At 43.2% G+C, this 22,120-nt stretch carries 24 protein-coding genes; 12 read left to right on the top strand and 12 right to left on the bottom strand.

Annotated features, from left to right (window positions below; all coding sequences use genetic code 11):
• The first annotated feature begins 69 nt into the window (after window positions 1–69).
• The 3 genes from rlmH (at window position 70) to ACP7AK_RS09560 (ending at window position 2,340) form a co-directional block, all read left to right on the top strand.
• Window positions 70–552, top strand: coding sequence for a 23S rRNA (pseudouridine(1915)-N(3))-methyltransferase RlmH (rlmH, locus tag ACP7AK_RS09570; RefSeq protein WP_004646335.1), 483 nt, complete (start codon window positions 70–72; stop codon window positions 550–552).
• 110 nt (window positions 553–662) lie between these two features.
• On the top strand, window positions 663–1,439 hold the full coding sequence (locus ACP7AK_RS09565; protein WP_180037738.1) for a DODA-type extradiol aromatic ring-opening family dioxygenase: 777 nt from the start codon (window positions 663–665) through the stop codon (window positions 1,437–1,439).
• A 127-nt stretch (window positions 1,440–1,566) separates the two neighbouring features.
• The gene (locus tag ACP7AK_RS09560; protein ID WP_253143903.1) at window positions 1,567–2,340 is read left to right on the top strand and encodes an META and DUF4377 domain-containing protein; all 774 of its coding nucleotides are present in this window, start codon (window positions 1,567–1,569) and stop codon (window positions 2,338–2,340) included.
• 71 nt (window positions 2,341–2,411) lie between these two features.
• Here ACP7AK_RS09560 and gdhA read toward each other — a convergent pair whose 3' ends face one another.
• Complete coding sequence (gene gdhA / locus ACP7AK_RS09555) at window positions 2,412–3,755, bottom strand: NADP-specific glutamate dehydrogenase (RefSeq protein WP_004279492.1); 1,344 nt, start codon at window positions 3,753–3,755, stop codon at window positions 2,412–2,414.
• 349 nt (window positions 3,756–4,104) lie between these two features.
• Here gdhA and ACP7AK_RS09550 point away from each other — a divergent pair, with 349 nt between their 5' ends.
• Both ACP7AK_RS09550 and nth read left to right on the top strand, forming a co-directional pair.
• Window positions 4,105–4,896: an RnfABCDGE type electron transport complex subunit B gene (locus tag ACP7AK_RS09550; protein WP_005104626.1), complete on the top strand. Its 792-nt coding sequence runs from the start codon at window positions 4,105–4,107 to the stop codon at window positions 4,894–4,896.
• A 3-nt stretch (window positions 4,897–4,899) separates the two neighbouring features.
• Window positions 4,900–5,613, top strand: a complete 714-nt coding sequence (nth, locus tag ACP7AK_RS09545; RefSeq protein WP_425879753.1) for an endonuclease III — start codon at window positions 4,900–4,902, stop codon at window positions 5,611–5,613.
• A 116-nt stretch (window positions 5,614–5,729) separates the two neighbouring features.
• Here nth and ACP7AK_RS09540 read toward each other — a convergent pair whose 3' ends face one another.
• From ACP7AK_RS09540 to ACP7AK_RS09525, 4 genes are all read right to left on the bottom strand, one after another.
• The gene (locus ACP7AK_RS09540; protein WP_425879751.1) at window positions 5,730–5,942 is read right to left on the bottom strand and encodes a hypothetical protein; all 213 of its coding nucleotides are present in this window, start codon (window positions 5,940–5,942) and stop codon (window positions 5,730–5,732) included.
• An 88-nt stretch (window positions 5,943–6,030) separates the two neighbouring features.
• Complete coding sequence (adk, locus tag ACP7AK_RS09535) at window positions 6,031–6,690, bottom strand: adenylate kinase (RefSeq protein WP_253147639.1); 660 nt, start codon at window positions 6,688–6,690, stop codon at window positions 6,031–6,033.
• A gap of 75 nt (window positions 6,691–6,765) precedes the next feature.
• Window positions 6,766–8,082: a membrane protein gene (locus ACP7AK_RS09530; protein WP_004279487.1), complete on the bottom strand. Its 1,317-nt coding sequence runs from the start codon at window positions 8,080–8,082 to the stop codon at window positions 6,766–6,768.
• A 65-nt stretch (window positions 8,083–8,147) separates the two neighbouring features.
• A complete protein-coding gene (locus ACP7AK_RS09525) occupies window positions 8,148–8,666 on the bottom strand; it encodes a hypothetical protein (RefSeq protein ID WP_425879749.1) in 519 nt (172 codons plus the stop codon).
• Window positions 8,667–8,904: 238 nt separating this feature from the next.
• Here ACP7AK_RS09525 and mrdA point away from each other — a divergent pair, with 238 nt between their 5' ends.
• The gene (mrdA, locus tag ACP7AK_RS09520; protein ID WP_425879747.1) at window positions 8,905–10,956 is read left to right on the top strand and encodes a penicillin-binding protein 2; all 2,052 of its coding nucleotides are present in this window, start codon (window positions 8,905–8,907) and stop codon (window positions 10,954–10,956) included.
• Between the two features lie 2 nt (window positions 10,957–10,958).
• Window positions 10,959–11,516, top strand: coding sequence for a 16S rRNA (guanine(966)-N(2))-methyltransferase RsmD (rsmD, locus tag ACP7AK_RS09515; RefSeq protein WP_425879745.1), 558 nt, complete (start codon window positions 10,959–10,961; stop codon window positions 11,514–11,516).
• An 87-nt stretch (window positions 11,517–11,603) separates the two neighbouring features.
• Here rsmD and ACP7AK_RS09510 read toward each other — a convergent pair whose 3' ends face one another.
• Entirely contained in the window at window positions 11,604–11,816 is a 213-nt protein-coding gene (locus ACP7AK_RS09510; protein ID WP_004646324.1) for a hypothetical protein, read from the bottom strand.
• Window positions 11,817–12,062: 246 nt separating this feature from the next.
• Here ACP7AK_RS09510 and ACP7AK_RS09505 point away from each other — a divergent pair, with 246 nt between their 5' ends.
• The 3 genes from ACP7AK_RS09505 to ACP7AK_RS09495 all read left to right on the top strand — a co-directional run bounded on the left by ACP7AK_RS09505 (window position 12,063) and on the right by ACP7AK_RS09495 (window position 14,118).
• On the top strand, window positions 12,063–12,797 hold the full coding sequence (locus ACP7AK_RS09505; protein ID WP_425879742.1) for a sulfite exporter TauE/SafE family protein: 735 nt from the start codon (window positions 12,063–12,065) through the stop codon (window positions 12,795–12,797).
• Window positions 12,798–12,895: 98 nt separating this feature from the next.
• Window positions 12,896–13,657: a 3-oxoacyl-ACP reductase gene (locus ACP7AK_RS09500; protein ID WP_005246935.1), complete on the top strand. Its 762-nt coding sequence runs from the start codon at window positions 12,896–12,898 to the stop codon at window positions 13,655–13,657.
• 134 nt (window positions 13,658–13,791) lie between these two features.
• Complete coding sequence (locus tag ACP7AK_RS09495; protein ID WP_005107497.1) at window positions 13,792–14,118, top strand: hypothetical protein; 327 nt, start codon at window positions 13,792–13,794, stop codon at window positions 14,116–14,118.
• Between the two features lie 71 nt (window positions 14,119–14,189).
• On the opposite strand, the gene ACP7AK_RS09490 is transcribed toward ACP7AK_RS09495, so the two are convergent.
• A complete protein-coding gene (locus tag ACP7AK_RS09490; RefSeq protein ID WP_253159325.1) occupies window positions 14,190–14,738 on the bottom strand; it encodes a 1-acyl-sn-glycerol-3-phosphate acyltransferase in 549 nt (182 codons plus the stop codon).
• Window positions 14,739–15,100: 362 nt separating this feature from the next.
• On the opposite strand from ACP7AK_RS09490, the gene ACP7AK_RS09485 reads away from it, so the two are divergent.
• Window positions 15,101–16,267, top strand: coding sequence for a hypothetical protein (locus ACP7AK_RS09485; RefSeq protein ID WP_425879740.1), 1,167 nt, complete (start codon window positions 15,101–15,103; stop codon window positions 16,265–16,267).
• 38 nt (window positions 16,268–16,305) lie between these two features.
• Here the strand turns inward: ACP7AK_RS09485 and ACP7AK_RS09480 are convergent, their stop codons facing one another.
• A complete protein-coding gene (locus ACP7AK_RS09480) occupies window positions 16,306–17,460 on the bottom strand; it encodes a LuxR C-terminal-related transcriptional regulator (protein WP_425879738.1) in 1,155 nt (384 codons plus the stop codon).
• Between the two features lie 227 nt (window positions 17,461–17,687).
• On the opposite strand from ACP7AK_RS09480, the gene ACP7AK_RS09475 reads away from it, so the two are divergent.
• The gene (locus ACP7AK_RS09475) at window positions 17,688–18,182 is read left to right on the top strand and encodes a copper resistance protein NlpE (RefSeq protein WP_247143330.1); all 495 of its coding nucleotides are present in this window, start codon (window positions 17,688–17,690) and stop codon (window positions 18,180–18,182) included.
• Between the two features lie 66 nt (window positions 18,183–18,248).
• Here ACP7AK_RS09475 and groL read toward each other — a convergent pair whose 3' ends face one another.
• From groL to ACP7AK_RS09455, 4 genes are all read right to left on the bottom strand, one after another.
• Window positions 18,249–19,883 carry a chaperonin GroEL gene (gene groL / locus ACP7AK_RS09470; RefSeq protein WP_004279474.1) on the bottom strand — a complete coding sequence of 545 codons (1,635 nt, stop codon included), beginning with the start codon at window positions 19,881–19,883 and terminating at the stop codon, window positions 18,249–18,251.
• A gap of 70 nt (window positions 19,884–19,953) precedes the next feature.
• A complete protein-coding gene (locus tag ACP7AK_RS09465; RefSeq protein WP_004646315.1) occupies window positions 19,954–20,244 on the bottom strand; it encodes a co-chaperone GroES in 291 nt (96 codons plus the stop codon).
• A gap of 168 nt (window positions 20,245–20,412) precedes the next feature.
• Window positions 20,413–21,189: a metallophosphoesterase family protein gene (locus ACP7AK_RS09460; RefSeq protein WP_004646314.1), complete on the bottom strand. Its 777-nt coding sequence runs from the start codon at window positions 21,187–21,189 to the stop codon at window positions 20,413–20,415.
• A complete protein-coding gene (locus ACP7AK_RS09455; RefSeq protein ID WP_425879734.1) occupies window positions 21,170–22,108 on the bottom strand; it encodes a diacylglycerol/lipid kinase family protein in 939 nt (312 codons plus the stop codon). The genes ACP7AK_RS09460 and ACP7AK_RS09455 overlap by 20 nt, the downstream gene beginning before the upstream one ends.
• Between the last annotated feature and the right edge of the window lie 12 nt (window positions 22,109–22,120).

Here is a 22,120-nt window from a genome sequence, read left to right as displayed (position 1 = left end):
TTTGTTTCCCTGCTCAACTTCATGTTGTTTGATCGTTATAATGAGGTATCCAATTATTGATCTGTCTGTATGAAAATCCGTATCCTGACCATTGGTCAAAAAATGCCAGCGTGGGTGCTGACTGGTTTTGAAGATTATTTCAAACGTATTCAGCCTTTTGTACAGACCCAGATTATTGAACTGCCGATGGCCAAGCGCGGGAAAAATGATTCTGAAGCGGATATTCTGAAATACCGCAATATTGAGGGCGACAGCATTTTAAATGCGCTCAAGCAGAATGAAACCCTGATTGCACTAGAAGTGGGCGGACGCGAATTCAGTACCGAGAAACTGGCTGAAACCATGAAAGGCTGGATGCTGGAAGGCAATGATGTAGCACTTGCAATTGGTGGACCGGATGGTCACTCAGAAGCCGTGCGTAAAGCTGCTGCATGGCACTGGTCACTTTCCAAGTTAACTCTGCCGCATCCTCTGGTACGTGTGATGCTGATCGAGCAGCTTTATCGTGCCATGAGCATCAATAACAACCATCCTTATCACCGAGCAGGCTAATGATTTTGCTGAAGCGTTCTTTATATGCAACGTTTTGTTGAATAATCTCTTCTGCTCTTATTTCTATTTTTCATGCATTATTGAGGCATCTTCCAGATGTGGTTTGACTTATGAACTTACAAACGTTGCCCGGCTTATTTATTTCTCATGGCTCTCCTATGCTGGCGCTGAATCCTGAGCAAGTGGGTCCTGCCTTGCATCGTTTGAGCGAAAATCTGCCACGCCCGGAAGCGATTATTGTGATGTCTGCGCATTGGGAAAGTGATGCGTTGGAAGTCAGTAGCGCAATTCGCCCAGAAACTTGGCATGATTTTCGTGGTTTCCCGCCTGAACTTTATCAATTACGCTACCCTGCACCGGGAAATCCTGAATTGGCCGAGAAAGTCTTAGGCTTGCTGGCCAATGCCGGCTTTTCTGCACATGCCAACAGTACTCGTCCGCGTGATCATGGTGTATGGATGCCGCTGCTACATATGTATCCAGATGCCAACATTCCCGTGGTAGAAATTTCCTTACCCATGTCGATGAGTGCGGATGAAATTTATCAGATTGGTCAAAGCCTGGCACCTTTACGTGAACAACAAATCCTGCTGATTGGTTCGGGCAGTATTACCCATAACTTACGGGAACTGTCTTGGGATGGAACGGCTGCTGATGTACCCGAATGGGCTTCTGGCTTTCGTAATTTTGTGGTGCATAAACTGACACATAGTGATTATGACGCCGTACTGGACTGGTCCAATATTCCGCATATGGCGCGGAATCATCCAACACTAGAACATTTTGCTCCGATTTTCTTTGCGATGGGCACAGGTCAGCGTTTTAGTCTGGTACATAGCAGTTTCACCATGGGTTCACTCGGTATGGATATTTACCGCTTCGATTAATCTTGCTTCAGCGCTAAAATCTTAATGATGGATACATTTTGCAACTCAAAGCTGCGAAATGTATCCATATTTTTTTGCAATACATCCATTATTATTGTTTGAACTTTATATAATTCATTATAAGTCCATGAAATTAAAATTTATTGTGCTGGCATTATTGCCTTTAACTTTTGCAGGCTGTCAGTCCAGTGATATTCAACGAGCTGGAGATCTTGCGGTGGCCACCATCCAACAAAAAAATGCAGATCAGATTCTTCCAGCCTATTACTGGGAACTGAATCGTGGACTAGAACGACCCGTTGTACTGAATTTCAACGCTCAAGGCCGGCTGAGCGCCGTGACGGGCTGTAATGGACTCGGGACGACCTGGTCAGTCAAAAACAATATCATCACCACCAGCGAAGTTATAGGCACTGAAATGGCCTGTGATGCAGCATTGATGGAGCAGGAACGTTTTGTCAGTCAACTTTTACAGAAGCGTGACATTCCTTTTACGCTCAATACCACAGATCCTGACAAGCCGACCCTGACGTTGATGGCCGCAAATGGTCAAACCTATGAATTTATCGGGAAAATGACTCCGGAAACCAAATACCAAGGACAGGCTGAAACAATTTTTCTGGAAATTTCCCCCGATACCAAACAATGTACCGGCGTAACCCAACAAAGCTGCTTGCAAGTCAAAGAAGTGAAATATGATCAGAATGGCCTGAAAACTCAGGTCGATAAGGACTGGACTTTATTCTATGATCAGATTGAAGGTTTTCGGCATTCACCAAATGAACGGCAGATTATTCGGGTCAAACGTTTTGAAATTAAGCATCCGGCAGCTGATCAATCGAAATATGCCTATATTTTTGATATGGCGGTTGAGCGTGAATTAGTTAAGGGTGCTCTCTAAGACTAAAAATACCAGATACAAAAAAACCGAAGCAACAGCCCCGGTTTTTTTCAGCTTAGACTAAGTCAGACTTAGAATACGCCTTGAGCAAGCATCGCATCAGCAACTTTTACGAAGCCAGCAATATTTGCACCGTCTACATAGTTCACAGTACCGTCTTCCTTAGTACCGAATTTCACACAGTTACGGTGAATTTCTTTCATGATTGCGTGTAAACGCTCATCAACTTCTTCGAAAGTCCAGCCTAAACGCAATGCGTTTTGAGACATTTCCAGACCAGAAGTTGCCACACCACCTGCATTTGATGCTTTACCTGGCGCATAAAGAATTTTCGCTTCAACGAATTTCTCAACCGCTTCAAGCGTAGAAGGCATGTTCGCACCTTCAGCCACACAGATTACACCGTTTGCAAGAAGCTGAGCAGCGTCGTCTGCATCAAGTTCGTTTTGAGTCGCACATGGCAATGCGATATCACACTTGATACCCCAAGGACGTTGTCCTTCAAGATATTCGAAACCATGTTTAGACGCGAATTCTGAAATACGGCCACGTTTTACATTTTTAAGTTCCATGACTTCAGCAAGAAGCGCCTCAGTGAAACCGTCTTTAACGTGAACTGTACCGGCAGAGTCAGAAAGTGAAACCACTTTCGCACCGAGGTACATTGCTTTTTCAGCAGCATATTGCGCAACGTTACCAGAACCTGAAATCGCAACAACTTTATCTTTGAAGCTTTCGCCACGAGACTTAAGCATTTCCTCAGCGAAATACACAGTACCGTAACCCGTTGCTTCCGGACGTGCCAATGAACCACCGAAAGTTAAACCTTTACCAGTGAATACACACGCAGTGTCGTTACTTAATTTTTTCATCATGCCGGCCATGTAGCCCACTTCACGACCGCCTACACCAATATCACCTGCAGGGATATCTGTGTTCGCACCAAGGTGACGATACAGCTCGATCATTAAAGCCTGGCAGAAACGCATGATTTCGCCTTCTGATTTGCCTTTAGGGTCAAAATCAGAACCGCCTTTACCGCCACCCATAGGAAGTGTGGTTAAAGCATTTTTAAATGTTTGCTCAAAGCCTAAGAATTTTAGGATTGAAAGATTCACTGAAGGGTGGAAACGCATACCACCTTTAAATGGACCGATCGCTGAGTTGTACTGTACGCGGAACGCACGGTTTACTTGAGTCTGACCTTGGTCATCTACCCAAGAAACTCGGAACTGGATCGCACGTTCTGGCTCAACTAGACGTTCTAGTAAACCATGTGCTGCGTATTGTGGGTTCTTTTGAATGAACGGCCACAAACTAGTCATCACTTCTTCTACAGCTTGAAGAAATTCTGGTTGATGTGCATCACGTGATTTTACGTAATCTAGGAACTCATTAAGTGTGTTGTATTTCAACGCTTAATCCTCAGCAGAAAATGGATCAAAATTGGTCAAATTTACAATCAATGTTAAATTTTGGCGCAAAATATTAAATATCTTTTGTAACTAATCTACAATACTTTTTTTGAAAATACTTTAAAATTAATTTGATAACAAATATTTATATTGATTATGAAAATTTTTTCTATGTCAGGAAATGCCAATCGAATCAAGGCTTAGATTCAGATTTATGCCTAATAATAAGGCACAAGTTGACCCTTAATTGCGCACGACTTAGGAGTTTAAAAATATGTTAAAATTGATGAATCGACATATTTTGTTTCACTTACTCTCTCATGCTTGCCATGAGTAACGCTGGTTATACATGAATTCGCCCATTTCTCTGGTCCAATCGATTGACGCTTTACTCCCTCAAACCCAATGTGGACTCTGCGGTCATCGTGACGGATGTTTACCTTATGCCCAGTCGATTACTGAGGGGGAAAATGCCAATAAATGTGTGCCGGGCGGACAGCCTGTTGCCGATGCTTTGGCTGCATTATTAAATCGTCCTAAACTTCAAGCTGAAGAAAGTGTCTGGCCAGTTCAAGCCGATGGTCGTCCTCAGCGCATCAAAGCCGTAATTCGTGAAGATGAATGTATTGGCTGTACCAAATGCATTAGCGCCTGCCCGGTCGATGCAATTATTGGTTCCGGTAAACTGATGCACACCATTCTGACCGATCTATGTACGGGCTGTGAGTTATGTATTCCCCCCTGTCCGGTAGACTGCATCGATTTGGTTGAAGATCAACAACCCTTGCCGACTGAAGCACAGCGTCTTGCGGAACAGGATGATCTGCGTCAGCGTTACTATGCGCACATCCAGCGTGAAGAAAAACGGCGTACCGATCGTAAGGGACCTGTGGTCCGTGCAGAAATTGATACTGCCCTGTTTGCCCGTTTCTCTGCTTTAAATGAGCAACTTCCTGTGATTGAAGTCGCGAGCAAGCCAGAGAATGCACCTGTAGCTTTCGATTCCAAGACCACGATTGAACTGGCAAAACTACGTACCCAAATTAAAAAACTGGAAAAACAGCTTTCGGTTCGTGAAGATGCCCGAAAACGCACCCAACTGGAAGAACTGACACAGCAATTACAGGCTTTACAGGGATAGAACATGACCACAGCAAAGGCCAAGCCCGTTAAAAACATGACCAAAAAGCAGATTCAGAACTTTTTTGAACGCCTGCGTGAACAGCGGCCTAACCCAAAAACTGAGCTGAATTATTCCAATCCCTTTGAATTACTGGTCGCGGTCACGCTCTCTGCTCAAGCTACCGATGTCAGCGTCAACAAAGCCACAGACAAACTCTTTCCAGTCGCCAATACACCGGAAGCCATTTATGCGCTAGGTGTGGACGGCTTGAAGGAATATATCAAGACCATTGGTTTATATAACTCGAAAGCGGTCAACGTGATTAAAGCCTGCGAGATGCTGATTCAGAAGCACAACAGCATCGTACCGGACAATCGTGCAGACTTAGAAGCCCTGCCGGGTGTAGGTCGTAAAACGGCGAATGTGGTACTGAATACGGCCTTTGGTCAGCCGACCATGGCGGTTGATACCCATATTTTCCGGGTAGGTAACCGTACCGGACTAGCGGTTGGCAAAAATGTGTTGGAAGTTGAACACCGTCTGGTCAAAGTCATTCCCAAGGAATTTATCATTGATTCACATCACTGGCTGATTTTACACGGTCGTTATACGTGTATTGCGCGCAAACCGAAATGTCATGAATGTGTAGTATCCGATGTGTGTAACTGGCCGGATCGGTTTGAATTTGGTGCAGCCCGCCAAATTGCAGTGAAAAATATTGAGCTTGCTGAATAGAACGGCGTGATCAAGCTGGGATAAAAATAGGTGACCAATGTGTCACCTTTTTATCGACTATGAGAAGAGTGCTTTTCGTTCAAACCAAATTCTTAGCTGAGCTGAACTATTATGGATTATTTATCCTGATCTTGTTCAGCCTTTTCCTGCTGCTTGCGCTGTTCAAGTTCGGCTTTTAATTTTGGATGGAGCTGGCGCTCAGGTCGCTTTGCTGCATTTTCAGCACGTTCTTCCTGACGTACTTTGTTGAGCATTTTAAAACTGAAATAGAACAGACCTACCAATACTGCCAGAAAGACTACCATCAACACCAATACGCCAAATTTCATAGCAACAAGTACCCTGTTCAAATACGCAATAAAAAAGAGCCCTAATATGACTTAGGGCTCTCCGATTGTCAAAATCATCGTCAGCCGATTATTTTGCCTGATCCAGAATCGCGAAAAGATCAGTTTGAACTTCATCGATTGGACGTAAACCGTTTAGCTTGTCATAAGTTGGTGCATTTTCACCAGACGCTGCACGGCCTTGGTAGAAACCAACCAGTTGCTCGGTTTCAGTGTGGTAAGAACCTAGACGCTTGCGAATTGTTGCTTCCAGATCATCAGGACGCTGAACCAGATCTTCACCCGTTTCGTCATCCTTACCTTCCACTTTTGGCGGATTGTAAACGATGTGATACACACGGCCAGATGCCGGGTGCTGACGACGGCCAGAAAGACGTTGTACGATCTCTTCATCCGGTACATCAATTTCAATCACGTGATCAATAGTGATGCCTTCATTTTCCAAAGCTTCTGCTTGAGGAATGGTACGCGGGAAACCATCAAAAATGCAGCCGTTTACACAGTCAGGTTGCGCAATGCGCTCTTTCACCAGACCAATGATCAACTCATCAGAAACCAAACCGCCATTGTCCATGACACTTTTAGCTTGTAGACCTAATTCAGTTCCTTCACGAATTGCAGCACGGAGCATATCACCGGTTGAAATTTGTGGGATATTGTAGCGCTTACAGATCAACTGAGCTTGTGTACCTTTACCTGCTCCAGGTGGTCCGAGTAAGATAATGCGCATATATAAACATCCTCATTTAAACAATATGTATGACGCCACGACCACAATCACCCGATTGTGTCCCCCGACATCTCATTATAAGAAAGCCACAAACAAATGGATTAAACCCGCGACAAAACCGGTTACCCCACCCAATAAAATCAGAATCCATTCATCTTCCTGAAATGCAGGACGTAAAAGATTCTGAAACTCCTTCGGAGTCAACTCACGTATGCGGTCTCTAAACATTTGATAGATTTTCTGTGCACGGCTCGCATTAAATGCTGGGTCGCATACAGGTACCATCGTAATTTCAATCGAGCGATCGATCAAGTCCGTCTTGAGTTTTGCATACTCTTTTGGTCCTAAAGACAGCTGTAAAGAGGTCCGAACCAGGGGTGTTTCCATAATTTCATTAATATGACGTTTGATAATGCGGCGGGTTTTGTCTTTTCTGCCGCCATACATCATCTCGGTCATGATCGATTTTAACGTAATCAGGTCTTCTGTGACTACACTTGCGAAGACGTCAGAGACTTCATCCTGACGTTTCATAAATGCGCCTTGTATGTTATAGGTGCCGATACGAGGAATCACCGGCTTAATCCACGGAAACTTGCGATTTGTGGTACGGGCAAAGAATTGCGGGTACTTTACTGGGTGTGGATAGAGTGGGTTGAATACCATCCAGATCGCGATCCAGTTGGTCAAAAAGCCCCAGATCGCAGCCCAGAACGGTACAGTCCAGTGCCACGGCACTACAAACCAGACAATCATCTGGAAAATCCCAAAGAACATCCCGATGAGGGCACTGATATGCCAGATAAAATTGATCTCTTTTTGACCCACCTTCAGGAACATACGCACCATCAAGCGACGGTCGCCTTCCATCTGGCTCACTACCATTTCACGCATATCTACAAGTGACTCGACGTTCATGGTCAGCTCAGTCACTAATTCACGCAAAATTGCCGGCATTTGTTTTTGTGCTTGTGCATAAATTCTGCGCTTAATAGCAAAAGGTAGGTTTTCCCAGAGCACCGCATTGCGATCCATCATCACTTCATCAATCAGGTGTTCCAGTTCGAAACCGACCTGCTCGCCAATGATGCGTGCCATATCATCCGGATCCATCGCCTGTAAAAATTCGCGGATAGAGCCTAATTTTGATAGTGTGTTATCGGTAATAATGCCTGAAATACGTCCAGCTTTGCGTGGCACAATCCCTTGCCAGCCCACAGGTAAAGGCCCGAGATGGAAACCCCAAAAATTGATCGGATAAAAGACCATTTTCAGCGCCATCCAGACGTGAGCCCAGGTTACAAATGCAGTCACTGGAATAATGCTGAGCACGGCCCAAAAATCCGGGCGGTTTACAAAGGTTTGCCACAACTCGTTGACGTACTCAAGCATGCATAACTTCCATATTTAATTTTTTGTTCACAGAATACACATATTAATAAGGTCGAATATTTTGTCTATAAACCGATACTTAAAGTATAGGAAAATTGTAGCCGGGGTTCTGTTTCAGCCACAGCACGACCATTTCGGTCTTCGAGTTTCTCTCCGGCACCGATCCCGACACTAAAACTGCTGATCCGTTCTGAACTAAGCAAAACATAGGCCAAATCAACGCCAGCACCTAAACGGCCTTCATACTCGCCATCAACCCGTTTGCTGTCGATATGCCCGGCATAAACCCCGACATAATAACCATTTTTGTCTTTGCCGGTGAGATGTGCAGGATAACGAAAGCCTGCCTGGCCGCCAATCGTACGATCATCATCCAGAAAAACACCACCTTTCACATAAGCAATCCCATAAGGGTTCACCCATTCGGTATTTAAATGCAGTAATTTCTGGGTAAAACCAACACCCACATTAAAGGCTTTTGCCTGAGCAGGCTCTATTTTGGTTGCAGTATTATTAATCTGATCATGTGCATAAGCCCCGTTCGCCCACAATGCAAACGCTAACAAAGGGTAAACCTTGTTCATTCCTTCACCATCTTCCTTAATTATAGTTTTTGGTATAGTCCTATTTTTATTAGATTTTACTCTAGCAGAATTATCACAACTCTTATATACAGCACTTTACAATTTTAATGTCTGCAAAGTCAAAGCTTAAAGGAACTGATTGTAAGGGCAGTTTTTCATTATCAAATCAAGTGCAGTTGCGTTAGAATACTCCACTTTGATTCTTTTCTACCACTCTCAGGTCTTAAGTCGATCGCGTATGAAGCAGCACTTTCCTTTAAAAAACGCACAACAAGAAAAGCGCATCTATCGCAGTCGAGTCTTGATTTCCATGGGGATTGTCATTTTCTTTATGCTGCTGCTGGTCAGCCGCTATGCCTATTTGCAACTGTTTAACTTTGAAAGCTTTACTACAGCTTCTGATGAGAACCGGATTCGTCTACAACCTTTACCGCCAGCGCGTGGTTATATTTATGACCGTAACGGCGTGTTGCTGGCCGATAACTATCCAGTATTTACTGCCACTTTAAGTCGTGCTGACGTACAGGATATCGATCAAACGCTCGAACGCCTGAAACCGATTCTGGAATTGACCGAAGAAGATCTTGAACGCTTTCAAACCCGGATTAAAACAGCGCGTAAAACCGAACGGGTTTCAATCAAGCTCAACCTGAATGAAAATGATATTGCCCGTTTCAGTGAAGTGAAATATCAATTTCCGGGCGTGAATATTGAAACCCAGATGACCCGCTACTATCCGCATGGTGACCTGTTCGCACATGTGATTGGTTATGTCGGTCGGATTAATGACAAAGAACTGAAATCAATTGATAAGGATCTCTATGCTGGAACCAACCTGATCGGAAAAATCGGTGTGGAAAAATCCTATGAAGAACTTTTACATGGTGTGCCGGGAAATGAATCGGTAGAAGCAGATGCCTTTGGTAATGTGCTGCGTCATTTGGGCCGTAAAGATCCAGTGCGTGGTAATGACCTGTTCCTGTCACTGGATTACGGTTTACAGGTAGTCGCTTCGGAGCAACTGGCCGGGCGTCGTGGCGCGATTGTGGCGATGAATCCTAAAACCGGAGAAATTCTGGCGCTGGTCTCCAGCCCAAGTTTTAACCCGAATCTGTTTGTGACTGGGATTAGCACCAAAGATTATTCCTACTTACGTGATAACCTTGATCAGCCGCTATATAACCGGGCGGTTCAAGGAACTTATCCTCCAGGTTCGACCATTAAACCGATGTTTGGCCTGGGTGGCCTTCATTATGGCCTGGTCGATTGGGATACAGCAATTTCCGATCCCGGCTATTTCACACTTCCGGGCGATTCGCATAAATTCCGCGACTGGAAAAAGTCAGGACACGGCGTAGTCAACTTGCATAAATCGCAAGTGGTCTCCTGTGATACTTATTTCTATGTCATGTCCTACCGTATGGGTATTGAAAAAATGAATACCTGGATGCGTCAGTTTGGCTTTGGTGAAAAAACCGGCGTGGACTTACCAAGTGAAAGCTCAGGACTGTATCCAAACCCGGAATGGAAGATGCGTACCCGCAAGGCCAAATGGTCACGCGGTGAAACCATTTCCGTCAGTATTGGTCAGGGTGCTTTTACCTCTACGCCATTACAGCTGGCTATGGCCACAGCCATTACCGCCAACCATGGCAATAAAGTCATTCCCCATGTTCTGCGTGAAAGTCGCGGTGCCAAACCATTCAAGGTGCATAATGGCACGCATGGCAAGATCGATTTTAACGGTCAGGAAGAAGACTGGATCAAGATGCGTGATGCGATGGTAGACGTGATTCAATCCGGTACAGGCCGAGGCATTAAAAGCGGCTTACAATATTCTATTGCCGGAAAAACCGGTACGGCACAGGTGAAAAGTATTGCTCAGGGCAAGCGCTATAATGAATCCTTATTGACCGATCGTCAGCTGGATCATGGCCTGTTTGTCGGTTTTGCACCTGCTGAAAATCCTGAAATTGCGATTGCAGTTATTCTGGAAAATGGTCGCGGTGGTAGTGCCGCAACGGCTCTGGCCCGTCCAATTTTTGATTACTGGTTACTGCATAAAGATAAAAATCCGGTACGCCCACAAGGCCACCAATTAAGTGGCGGTCTGATGACGGCCGGAATCAAGCCAGCTGAATTGCCAAGTGGTGCAGGCATGTTAAGTCAAGATGCAGCATCTAGTGCCGTTCCAGCCAGTGACCAGCCCAACACGACTGCTCCGACTTCTGCAAATACGACTGCATCTCCCGCAGCAACACCTGCTCCGACACCGGTAGAGCGAGATTAAAGATGAAAAACCAGCTTCGAATTATTGGTGGTGACTGGAAACGCCGCCAACTGCCTTTTGCCAGCATTGAGGGTTTGCGCCCGACGCCTGACCGTGTTCGGGAAACACTGTTTAACTGGCTGATGTGGAATGTACAAAATGCACAGGTGTTGGATATTTGTGCCGGTTCTGGGGCATTAGCGTTTGAGGCATTATCGCGTGGTGCTGCATCAGTGGTGATGATTGAGCCGGATCGTACTCAGGCACAATTTCTGACCCAAAATCTTGAACTGTTAAAAGTCACCAAAGCACGTGCACAATTAAAAGTGGCTACGGCGCAGCAAGCCTTGCCCGCTCTTCAGACACAGTTTGATCTGGTTTTTCTAGATCCGCCATATAGCTTAGATTTATGGGAAGAACTAGCGCTAAAGGCAGATCCTCTGATCAAGGACAATGCCTATATTTATGTAGAAGCAGATCGTGATTTACAATTACTTAAATTACCGTCCTCATGGCGTTTAATTAAAAATACCAAAGCCGGTACAGTTCGTGCGGGGCTTTATCAAAAAAGTATTTCTTGATTTAAATTGTTTTGAAGAGCCATTAAAAAAGGATTCCTCAGTGGAATCCTTTTTGTCATTGTAGTCAGTCAAATTTAAAGACTGTGATTAACGATCACGGCGCCAGTCGCGGTTATCTCGGTCACGTTTCCAATCCCGATGATCTTTATGGTCCTTATTTTTCCAGTCATGATTTCTGTGGTCTCGATCATAATGTCCATTACGATCTCTGTTGCCACGATAATCATCATCCCAAGGATCAACCACACAACCGGTTAATGACACAGCCAATACAGAAAGTAATATCACTTTTTTCATCATGTCCATCACCTCTTACTGCACTCTGTCAGTATCAGGCGAGTTCATGGAGAGTGAACGGAGCCATTGTTGCACTCTTGTAGAGATTTATGCATGTTTTATGCATGGCCGTAAACCTCTTTTTTCTTAATTAGCATTCATGCTTTTATGAGAATTTGAACTTTCATTTGCATAAATCCAGCTAAATGGAAGCTTGGCTTTTGTTTAAATCTTGAGAATACTGCTGCCTTTGCTTATGACCTGATCTTTATGACTTGGCTGTTATTTATTCTTGGTGCAATGGTCGCAGGTTTTGTCCAGGGGCTGACCGGCTTTGCCTTTGCCCTGATCGCCATGTCTTTCTGGGTCTGGGTGCTGCCTCCGCAACTGGCCGCGCCCTTGCTGGTATTTGCCTCGATCTGGAGTCATGTGATTTCACTCAGTCAGGAAAAAAAGCAGCTAGTTTTATCCAGGCAGTTGGTGCTGCCTTATCTGATTGCTGGTCTGATTGGCGTGCCGCTGGGTACTTATCTGTTGCAGATCATTCAAGCAGATACCTTTAAGATGATCTTGGGATTTTTTCTGGTACTGTGGTGTCCGGTGATGCTATTCAATCCGCAATTCAAAACAATTCAGCATTCAGGAAAATTGACTGATAGCTGCATCGGTTTTATTGGCGGAATTTTAGGAGGACTGGGCGGTTTTTGCGGTGCCATTCCTTCGGCCTGGGTGATGTTAAAACAATTACCCAAAACCCAGCAGCGCTATATTTTACGGCACTTTAATTTTGCAATTCAGCTTTTCACGCTGGGTACTTATGTATGGCAAGGCCTGATCAATCAAAGCCATTTACCCTATATGGCCTTGCTGATTGTTTTTGTGAGTATTCCGGCAATTTTAGGCGCAAAACTATTTTATAAAATTTCGGAATTACTGTTCAAACGCATGATCTTAAGTTTACTCGTTAGTGCAGGCTGTTTTCTATTAGCGTCCCAATTCATTTAAACACAAGATCAAGCCGAGTCTGTCTTCCCCGCTAAAGCTTGAATCCGTTGAAATAACTGCTATGTTAAGGCCAATCTTTGTAAATATAGATCATCATTATGCAGATTCGTGATCAGATTGTTCTTGTTACTGGTGGTGCACGTGGTTTGGGTTTAGCCATTACTCAGGCTTTACTGGCTGAGGGCGCGCGCGTGGTCGTCAATTATCATAGCAGTCAGCAGCAAGCTGAACAGCTGGCCCAGCAGTATCCTGAACAGGTATTTATTTATCAGGCAGATGTCACTCAAACTGATCAGGTCCGCGCTTTATTTGCCGCAGCTAAAACCCATTTCGGGGAAGCGATTCATGCTGTAATCAATAACGCACTGATTCAATTTGAATTTAATGGTGATGCACGCCCTAAAGTAGAAACGCTGACTTGGGATATGTTGCAACGGCAATTTAGCGGTGCAGTACAGGCTGCCTTAAATACTACACAAGCCGCACTGGATGATATGAAACAGGCAGGGTTTGGCCGGATCGTGAATATTGGTACAAACCTGGTGCAAAATCCGGTGGTTCCTTATCATGACTATACCACCGCCAAAGCTGCATTATTGGCCTTTACCCGCACCACGGCGCAGGACTTGGGACAATATGGCATCAATGTGAATATGCTCTCTGGTGGCCTGTTACAAACCACGGATGCCAGTAAGGCCACACCTGACATTGTCTTTGACCTGATTGCTCAATCGACGCCTTTACGCCGCGTAATTACACCAGAAGAATTTGCTGCTGCAATCCTGATGTTTTTGTCACCTTATTCACGTGCCGTCACAGGACAAAACCTGATTGTAGATGGCGGGCTGGTCAAAGGTTAAATGTTTAGAGAATGGACTTGAATTTTCAAATTCTGTTGTTCTATTTTTTAACCATTTGGTAGATTAAAAAGGTTTTGTGACCGGGTTTTACTTCTACAATAGTGCGCTCCCATAAAGCCTTTAGTCTACTTTCCATGAAATTTATCACGACATTGCTCAGTACCTTGCTACTGGCAGGTTGTATGTCCAGCGATTTGAAAAAATCAGAACAATTACTGCAAAATTTCCATTGTGCCAAGGTAGATACCGCCCAAATGCCACATAGCAGTATGACCGACTATTATCAGCAGATGTTGTATAGCAGCAAATCCAAAGTCGAGTCTTATATCAAACAGTATCATCAAGGTGAAGAGCTGTTTGACCTGCCACTGCATGAAGTGGTGGAGCAACAATATGATCTTTATAAAGATGCCTGCCAAAATCTGGGTGGAATTTTACCCGCTTCTGAAAATGCATCTTAAGTCTGTCAATCTTCATGATGATTAGGCAATAAAAAAGCAGGAGAATTTTCCTGCTTTTTTTCAACTCAATTTTAATGCTGATAATAGCGCTGATCTACGCTGAAGCATTCAGGGAATTTTGGCTGAATCTCTGCATAAAATGCCATGATTTCTGCCATGTCTTTTTCATAATCCCCTGTCGGATAAACAATTTTACCTACACCAGTTTTCTTCTTCTCATAATCCATATAGGCCAATGCAATCGGCACACCTGCATTAATCGCGACATGATAAAAACCTGTCTTCCACTGTTCCTGTTTAGCACGAGTCGCTTCTGGCGTGACCAGCATCACCAGTTTAGGATGGGTCTTGAATAATTCCGTCATCACCTGAACCATACTCGGACTAGGCTCCCCCGGCTGTTTAGGACGGCGATCAATCCCGATACCGCCCATAGCACGCACAAAAGGTCCAAATGGCAATTTCATATAACTGTCTTTAATGGTTAAGCGAACATTCACACCTAATGCTTTTAAGGCCAGTCGCGCATACAGTGCATCCCAATTACTGGTATGAGGTGCAGCAATCATGACACATTGGTCTAAATCTAAGGGCCAATGGTTATCAATTTCCCAACCCATCAGATTCAGGCTTTGTTCTGCTAACTTCTCAAACACGTCACGCACCAATTCTATTAAAAATTGCGCGAATTTTAGCAACCTCGGCAAATATAGATAGTGCCATATGATCAATAAATAAACAGTTAATCTATATTTGTATAATTGGAATTTTTAAATGAATAGTTGATTATTTTTTCCACCTTGAACTTATCTCATACATCAATTTACGGATAGTTCAGATTGCTTCCCAATATAAATAGGAATTTCTTTCTAATTTAAAGGATTCATGCATTAAAAAGCTCTTGACCTCCTAATTTTGGGATATGGCAAAAACGAGGGTCTTTTTATACTGAATCCACATTATAAATTTCAGGAAGATTCTAATGAAAAAGACTTTACTTTGTATTGCTTTAGCGGGGTTACTTAGTGCCTGCGGCGGTTCGGATGATAATGCCAGTACACCTCCAGCAAACAATGTTGGCACCCAAACCGGCGTACTGACGGACGGAATCATTTCAGGGGTGACCTATATCACCAGTAGTGGTGCAACAGGAGTTACCAACGAAAAAGGAGAATTTAAATTTAATGATGATGAAAAAGTAAAATTCTTTATTGGGGGTGTACAACTCGGTGATGAAATTGAAGCAAAGGAGCGTATCACACCATTAGATTTAGTCGAAAGTGAAAATGCGCGTATCAACCTTATGGTTTTTTTACAATCCTTAGATGGAAAAGGTGATCATAGCGATGGCATTCAGATTAGTGATGACACTAAAACAGCCTTCACTGCTGTAAAGCTTAATTTTAACCAAAGTACCACCGACTTCGTAAATGAAGTTGTCACCAAAACAGCCATCACACCAGATCAGTTGATAACACCAGAAAAAGCTTCAGAAAACTTCCAAGCAACCTTCTACAAAGATATTGCCGGTACGTGGGAGATTAACCGTACCGATAACACTGCTGTGTTGATTCACATTCTGGAAGATGGACGCTATGCACTAGGTGAAGCAGAAGCAAAAGATGAGAGTGGTCAAGCAGGCATTGAAATGGGCCGCTTAAAATGGAATGCAACAACAACCGTGATTGAACCGGAAATCCTACATGACACCAATGGTGAATGGGGACTTTCACATCCTGCCGAGAATAAACCTTATTCTTTAAACTTTAATGGAACTCAATTAATTCTTACTGAACCCGGCGTTAGTACTGAATACCGTTTAAATCGAGTTAAGCAGTCTAATAGTCTCGTCGGCACGTGGCGACTCAATGAAACGCACCTATTTGCTTTCTTTGATAACAACTATTATTTCTTCCTAGACACTGAAGGTGGAGATGACTGTGGTTGGCCAGGAATTGAATATGGCAAATATACATTGTCAGCAAATACTCTCACCACAACCGAGGTATTATTCGATACCAACGAGTGTGGTGGATTACAAGATAGTTCAAATGGCGGTAAGACAATTGCAAACATCAATATATCTAACAACAATCTTATCTTACATCCGCAAGGTGAAGATCCTGTAACTTTACAACGTGTTAAATAACCCACATCAACCGGCTTGAATATGAAATTCAAGCCGGTTTAATCAATATGTTCAAATTGAATGGTACAGCCCATCAATAAATGCATCAGTTCGATTTGCGAACAACATTGGGTTTTTTCATAAATATTTTTAAAATACGTCCGTACCGAACTCAACGTAATGCCACACTGTTCTGCAATATCTTCTATTTTATAACCATTAATTAACAACTCGCATAAATCAAACTCTCGTTTGGAAAGCTGGTAACATTGTTGTAGGTAAGTTCTTGACAGGGAATAATACTGGTTTTTATCCGTCATAAATAATGCAATCTGATGTTGAGCAGACTGTAAATGTTGCATATTTCTTAATTTTTTAAATGGCACCACCGTCAGCATGAATTGCGAGCCTGCCCCATCACTCAACGCCAGGACTCCACCCACTTCAGTCTGAATGGTCGTATCTTCCAGTAAAGCGCTTTCCAAAAGCTGATCAATACGTATCTGCTGAGCATAATTGGTTTTTAGACGGTTATGTATATCGAGATCCAGACATGAACTTTGATCAAGCATCTTTTGCGCAACAGGATTGGAATAACTTAAACACAGGTCTTGATCGAGCAGTACAATTCCGGTTTTTAAACTATCCAATACAGTATACAAGCTTAAATTATCTTGCTGAATCAAGTTGATTTGCCGGTGAATTTGCAAAGCCCGGCGTAAATGGATACTGATACGTCTTAAAAAATCCAGCTCAGGCTGTTCAAAAGGCTGTACTTCAGGTGCACGATGAATACCCAGTACTGCCCAACGATAATTTCCCCGATCCAGCAATACTCCCGCCAGATAAGATACACCGCCAGGCTTTAAACACTTCTCATAGAACACATAGTGATCCGTACCCGGCTGTTCTGCATAGTGCTGACAGTTATGACTTAAAGCATCGCCCATCTCGATCGCATTCCATAAGGGCATATGCAGTTTCATATCAATCACTCTGATACGCTCCTCTTGATAAGCGGCCAGACTTTCATTCGGGATATTGTGCGTATAGACAAAGTCATAGCCTGGATTAAGCTGATCCAGACCGGTAAAAATTGCACTCTTACTTTTAGTATAGCTCACGATATCTTTGATCACGTCCAGCCACAAAGATGGTAATACAGCAGCATCATAAATTTTTGCAATCAGATTATTTTCTTGTTCTAATTTCATTATCCCCTCCGCATTATCATTATTTTCTAATCATAGCGTTCAGAATTGGTTAACGAAACAGCATAAAGTGACTTTAAACTTGGCTAAAAATTCTTAAATCCTGCTCACTTATCAATAACTCTGGCCTCATTCACCTAATGAATCAAACTTTAACAAGATTGCCCTATTTATCTGTACTGACTACTTTTAATGTAATTCATAACAAATAATTTAATAGGGTTAAAACAATGAAAAAATTAACGCTTACTGCTGCGATAGCAGTCGTTCTTGCAGGAGCTTTAACCGCCTGTTCAAAGCCCAATGATAATGAGCCGATGAGTAATAATGCTCAATCCAGCCCAGCCATGATGGAGCAAAATAACGCGGATACTAGTGTGAACCGTGCTGATAGCGCAGAAACTTCGCTAGATTGGGCAGGTGAATACGAAGGTGTTTTTCCTTGTGCTGACTGTGAAGGGATTAAGGTCGAGTTAGATCTCAATCCGGATAAAACCTATGACCTAAATGAGGAATATTTAGGTAAAGCTGGAAATAATGAGACGGAAACTAAAGGTAGTTTCAGTTTTGACCCTCAAGATCCTTCAATCATCACATTAGATAACAAAGCTGAAAACCGTAAATTCTTTGTTGGTGAAAATTTTGTTGAAGCACGCGAGATGAAATCAGGTAAAAAAATCGACAGTAATTTAAATTATAAATTAGTTAAAAAGTCCGCATCATAATTTTGTAAACGCATAAAAAAATCCCCGCTATTGCGGGGATTTTTTATGAAATGCTCGGATGATGAATTACATCATGCCGCCCATACCACCCATGCCACCCATATCAGGCATTGCAGGTTTGTCTTCTGGGATTTCAGTGATCATGCATTCAGTGGTCAGCATCAAGCCAGCAACAGAAGCGGCGTGCTCAAGTGCAGAACGCGTTACTTTAGCAGGGTCAAGAATACCCATTTCCAGCATATCGCCATATTCGCCAGTTGCAGCGTTATAACCGAAGTTACCTTCGCCATTCTTCACAGCGTTGATCACTACAGAAGGCTCATCACCTGCGTTAGATACGATTTGACGAAGCGGTGCTTCAATCGCACGACGAAGAATGTTGATACCTACGTTTTGGTCATCATTCGCGCCTGTTACGCCTTCAAGTGCAGATGCAGCACGTACTAGTGCAACACCACCACCCGCAACGACACCTTCTTCAACTGCAGCGCGAGTCGCATGAAGCGCGTCATCTACACGGTCTTTTTTCTCTTTCATTGCAACTTCAGTTGCAGCACCGATTTTGATGACAGCAACACCGCCAGCAAGTTTCGCTACACGCTCTTGAAGTTTTTCTTTGTCATATTCTGAAGTAGATTCTTCGATCTGTGCACGGATTTGCTGTACACGGTCAGCGATTTGGCCAGCATTACCAGCACCATCTACAATTACAGTATTTTCTTTAGATACAGTTACTTTATGTGCTGTACCCAAGTGATCAAGCGTCGTTTGATCCAGCTGCATGCCGATTTCTTCAGAAATCACAGTACCGCCAGTCAAGATCGCGATGTCTTGAAGCATAGCTTTACGACGATCACCAAAACCAGGTGCTTTTACCGCACATACTTTGATAATACCGCGCATGTTGTTGACAACAAGCGTCGCAAGCGCTTCGCCTTCAACATCTTCAGAAATGATTAAAAGCGGTTTGCCAGTTTTAGCAACAGCTTCAAGTACTGTAATCAATTCACGAATATTGCTGATTTTCTTATCAACAAGAAGAATGAATGGATTTTCAAGTTCAGCTGTTAAAGTATCTTGCTTGTTCGCGAAGTACGGAGAAATATAACCGCGGTCGAACTGCATGCCTTCAACTACGTCAAGCGAATCTTCGAAGCCTGAACCTTCTTCAACCGTGATCACGCCTTCTTTGCCCACTTTTTCCATTGCTTGCGCAATCAGCTGACCTACAGTCGTATCAGAGTTAGCAGAGATCGAACCTACTTGTTCAATCGCTTTAGAGTCTGATGCTGGTTTTGCAGTTGCCTTGATGTTTTCAACTACAGAACGTACCGCAATATCGATACCGCGTTTCAAGTCCATTGGGTTCATACCCGCTGTTACTGACTTGATGCCTTCATTCAAAATTGCTTGTGCCAATACAGTTGCAGTCGTTGTACCATCACCTGCGATGTCATTGGTTTTTGAAGAAACTTCACGAACCAGTTGAGCACCCATGTTCTCGAACTTGTCTTTCAGCGTAATTTCTTTGGCAACAGTGACACCATCTTTAGTGATGTGCGGTGCACCAAAAGAACGGTCGATAACAACGTTACGGCCCTTAGGACCCAAAGTAACCTTTACTGCATCTGCAAGGGTGTTTACACCAGCAATCATTTTTGAACGAGCTGAATCACCAAATTTTACGTCTTTAGCTGACATATTTGACTCCGAATATTGTTGTATCTTTACAAAATCTGATTTGGAATGAATAAAACTTTTTTAGCGCAGATTAAGCTTCTAATACCGCTAAAATGTCAGATTCTTTCATGATTAAAAGCTCTTCGCCGTTTACTTTTACAGTAGTGCCTGCATAAGTACCGAACAATACTTTGTCGCCAACTTTTACGTCTAACGCGCGTACGCCATTATCAGTGATTTGACCATTACCAACTGCAATGATTTCACCTTGAGCAGGTTTCTCAGCAGCCGAACCTGGAAGTAAAATGCCTCCAGCTGTTTTAGTTTCTTCTTCAACACGACGAATAACAACGCGGTCATGTAATGGACGAATGTTGCTCATAAATAACTCCATCAGACTAAGTCTTTTTTAGGTCACTGATGACGACTTAATTATTCCATGGGTCATCATCAAAAATTTTTGATGTCACTTTTATGGAGATGGAATAAAACGCTTCAAGGGCAAAAATGAAAAAAAATTGGTTTTTTTTAACGAATCATAGGTTTTCGTCTATTTATTCGGCAGATCAGCCTTCAACATAAAGGCTTGTGCCACTTCATCGAATAAATATTGAGAAATTTTTCCTGTGGCATCAATCAGATTAAAGCTGTTCGGTTCATCTTTATGTAGACGATTTGACGCAGAAGTCCCTGCATGTACATCATATACAGGATGATCCATCCCCAATCCGAACATCTGATTCAAATCATAAATCGCCGGTTGATGCAGATGCCCATGCAACACCGCAAACAGACCATGCTCTGCCCAGGCCTCTAAAGCAATTTTGGCCATCAATGGGCTGTCCTTGAAACCGCGCTTATTTTGAAAAGGCACATAAAAAGGCTGATGGCTGACAATGATTTTTAATTTGGAAGCAGGCGCCTGCGCCAGCGTCAGGTCAATACGCTGAATCTGCTCAAGGGATAAATGCCCTTTGGTATGATATCGACGTCGGATCGAATTCACCCCAATCAGATAAAAATTTTCAGTTTCAAATATTGGCTCCAATTCACCAAAAAAAATCTGGTAACGGGTAAATGGATTGAAAAGCCGATTCCACAAATGATAGAGCGGAATATCATGATTCCCCGGGATCACCATATAAGGCGTATTGAGCTGATCTAAAAATTTTTTGCAGGCAAAGAATTGACCCAAACGTGCGCGCTGAGTCAGGTCACCACTGATGACGACGGCTTCAAGTGGATGGGTCTGACAGAAATGCCGAATCGCTTCTAAACACTCCGGCTTCTCTGTTCCAAAATGCAGATCAGACAGATGCAGGATCATGTGGCACCATTACGTTTAGGCTATCTTTTAATACAGAAATATTGAGTGGCGGGGCCATTTCCACAATTTCCCCATCAATCGCTACCATCAGTTTCTTGGCTCGGGATTCGATTCGGACTTGATCGGCTGCAAAACTATAAACACCCGATGCCTGGTCAATCTTGCCACGAATCAGCTGATACACTAGCTTAAATAAAGTAAGCTTATCACTTTTAGAAACTACCACTCCCGCCACTTTACCTTTTTCAGCCGCTTCTGCAATGCGCATTTTCATATCTGCCAGTTGCAAGGGATTATTGCCAAAAAAGATCAGTGGTGTTTTTACCGGATATTTCTTTTGATCCACCCAGATTTTTAGTTTTAATTCTCTACGATCGCGAATTAAAACATCCAGTGCAGAGGTATAGGCATGTAGCGGTAGGCGACCAAAAATACGATTATAGTCTTCACGTTTTTTAATGAATAAAGGATATAGACCTAGACTGGCATTATTCAGATAAATTTCCTGATTGATACGAGCAACATTCATACGTTGTGGCTGTCCTGTCGCAATCACTTTTGCCGCTTCAAGCAAATCCAGCGGAATCCCCAATAATCTCGCCACATAGTTAAAAGTCCCTAAAGGCAAAATACCGACAGGAATTTGCGTATTCAACACATGTTTGGCGACTGTATTTAAAGTGCCATCTCCGCCTGCCGCAACGATGATTCCTGACTCGCTAGATGCCAAATGCTGTTCAAGCACCTCAACCATAATTTTATCAAATTGCTGTGAATCATTGATTTCATAAGCTTTAGTTTGATAACCCTGCGCTGAAAATATATCGATCAGCTGCTCATAAATGCCTTCTGGCCCCTGTATGCGAAAACCAGCTTTATGATTAAAAATCAGCGATAAGGGTTTAGATTGATTAGACATTTTTCGCGCAAT

The sequence above is a fragment of the Acinetobacter sp. TWP2-2-3 genome (genome assembly GCF_049896445.1).
Lineage (GTDB): Bacteria > Pseudomonadota > Gammaproteobacteria > Pseudomonadales > Moraxellaceae > Acinetobacter.
The sequence above is the reverse complement of the archived record's forward strand: the minus strand, read 5'-3'. Positions and strand labels throughout refer to the sequence as shown.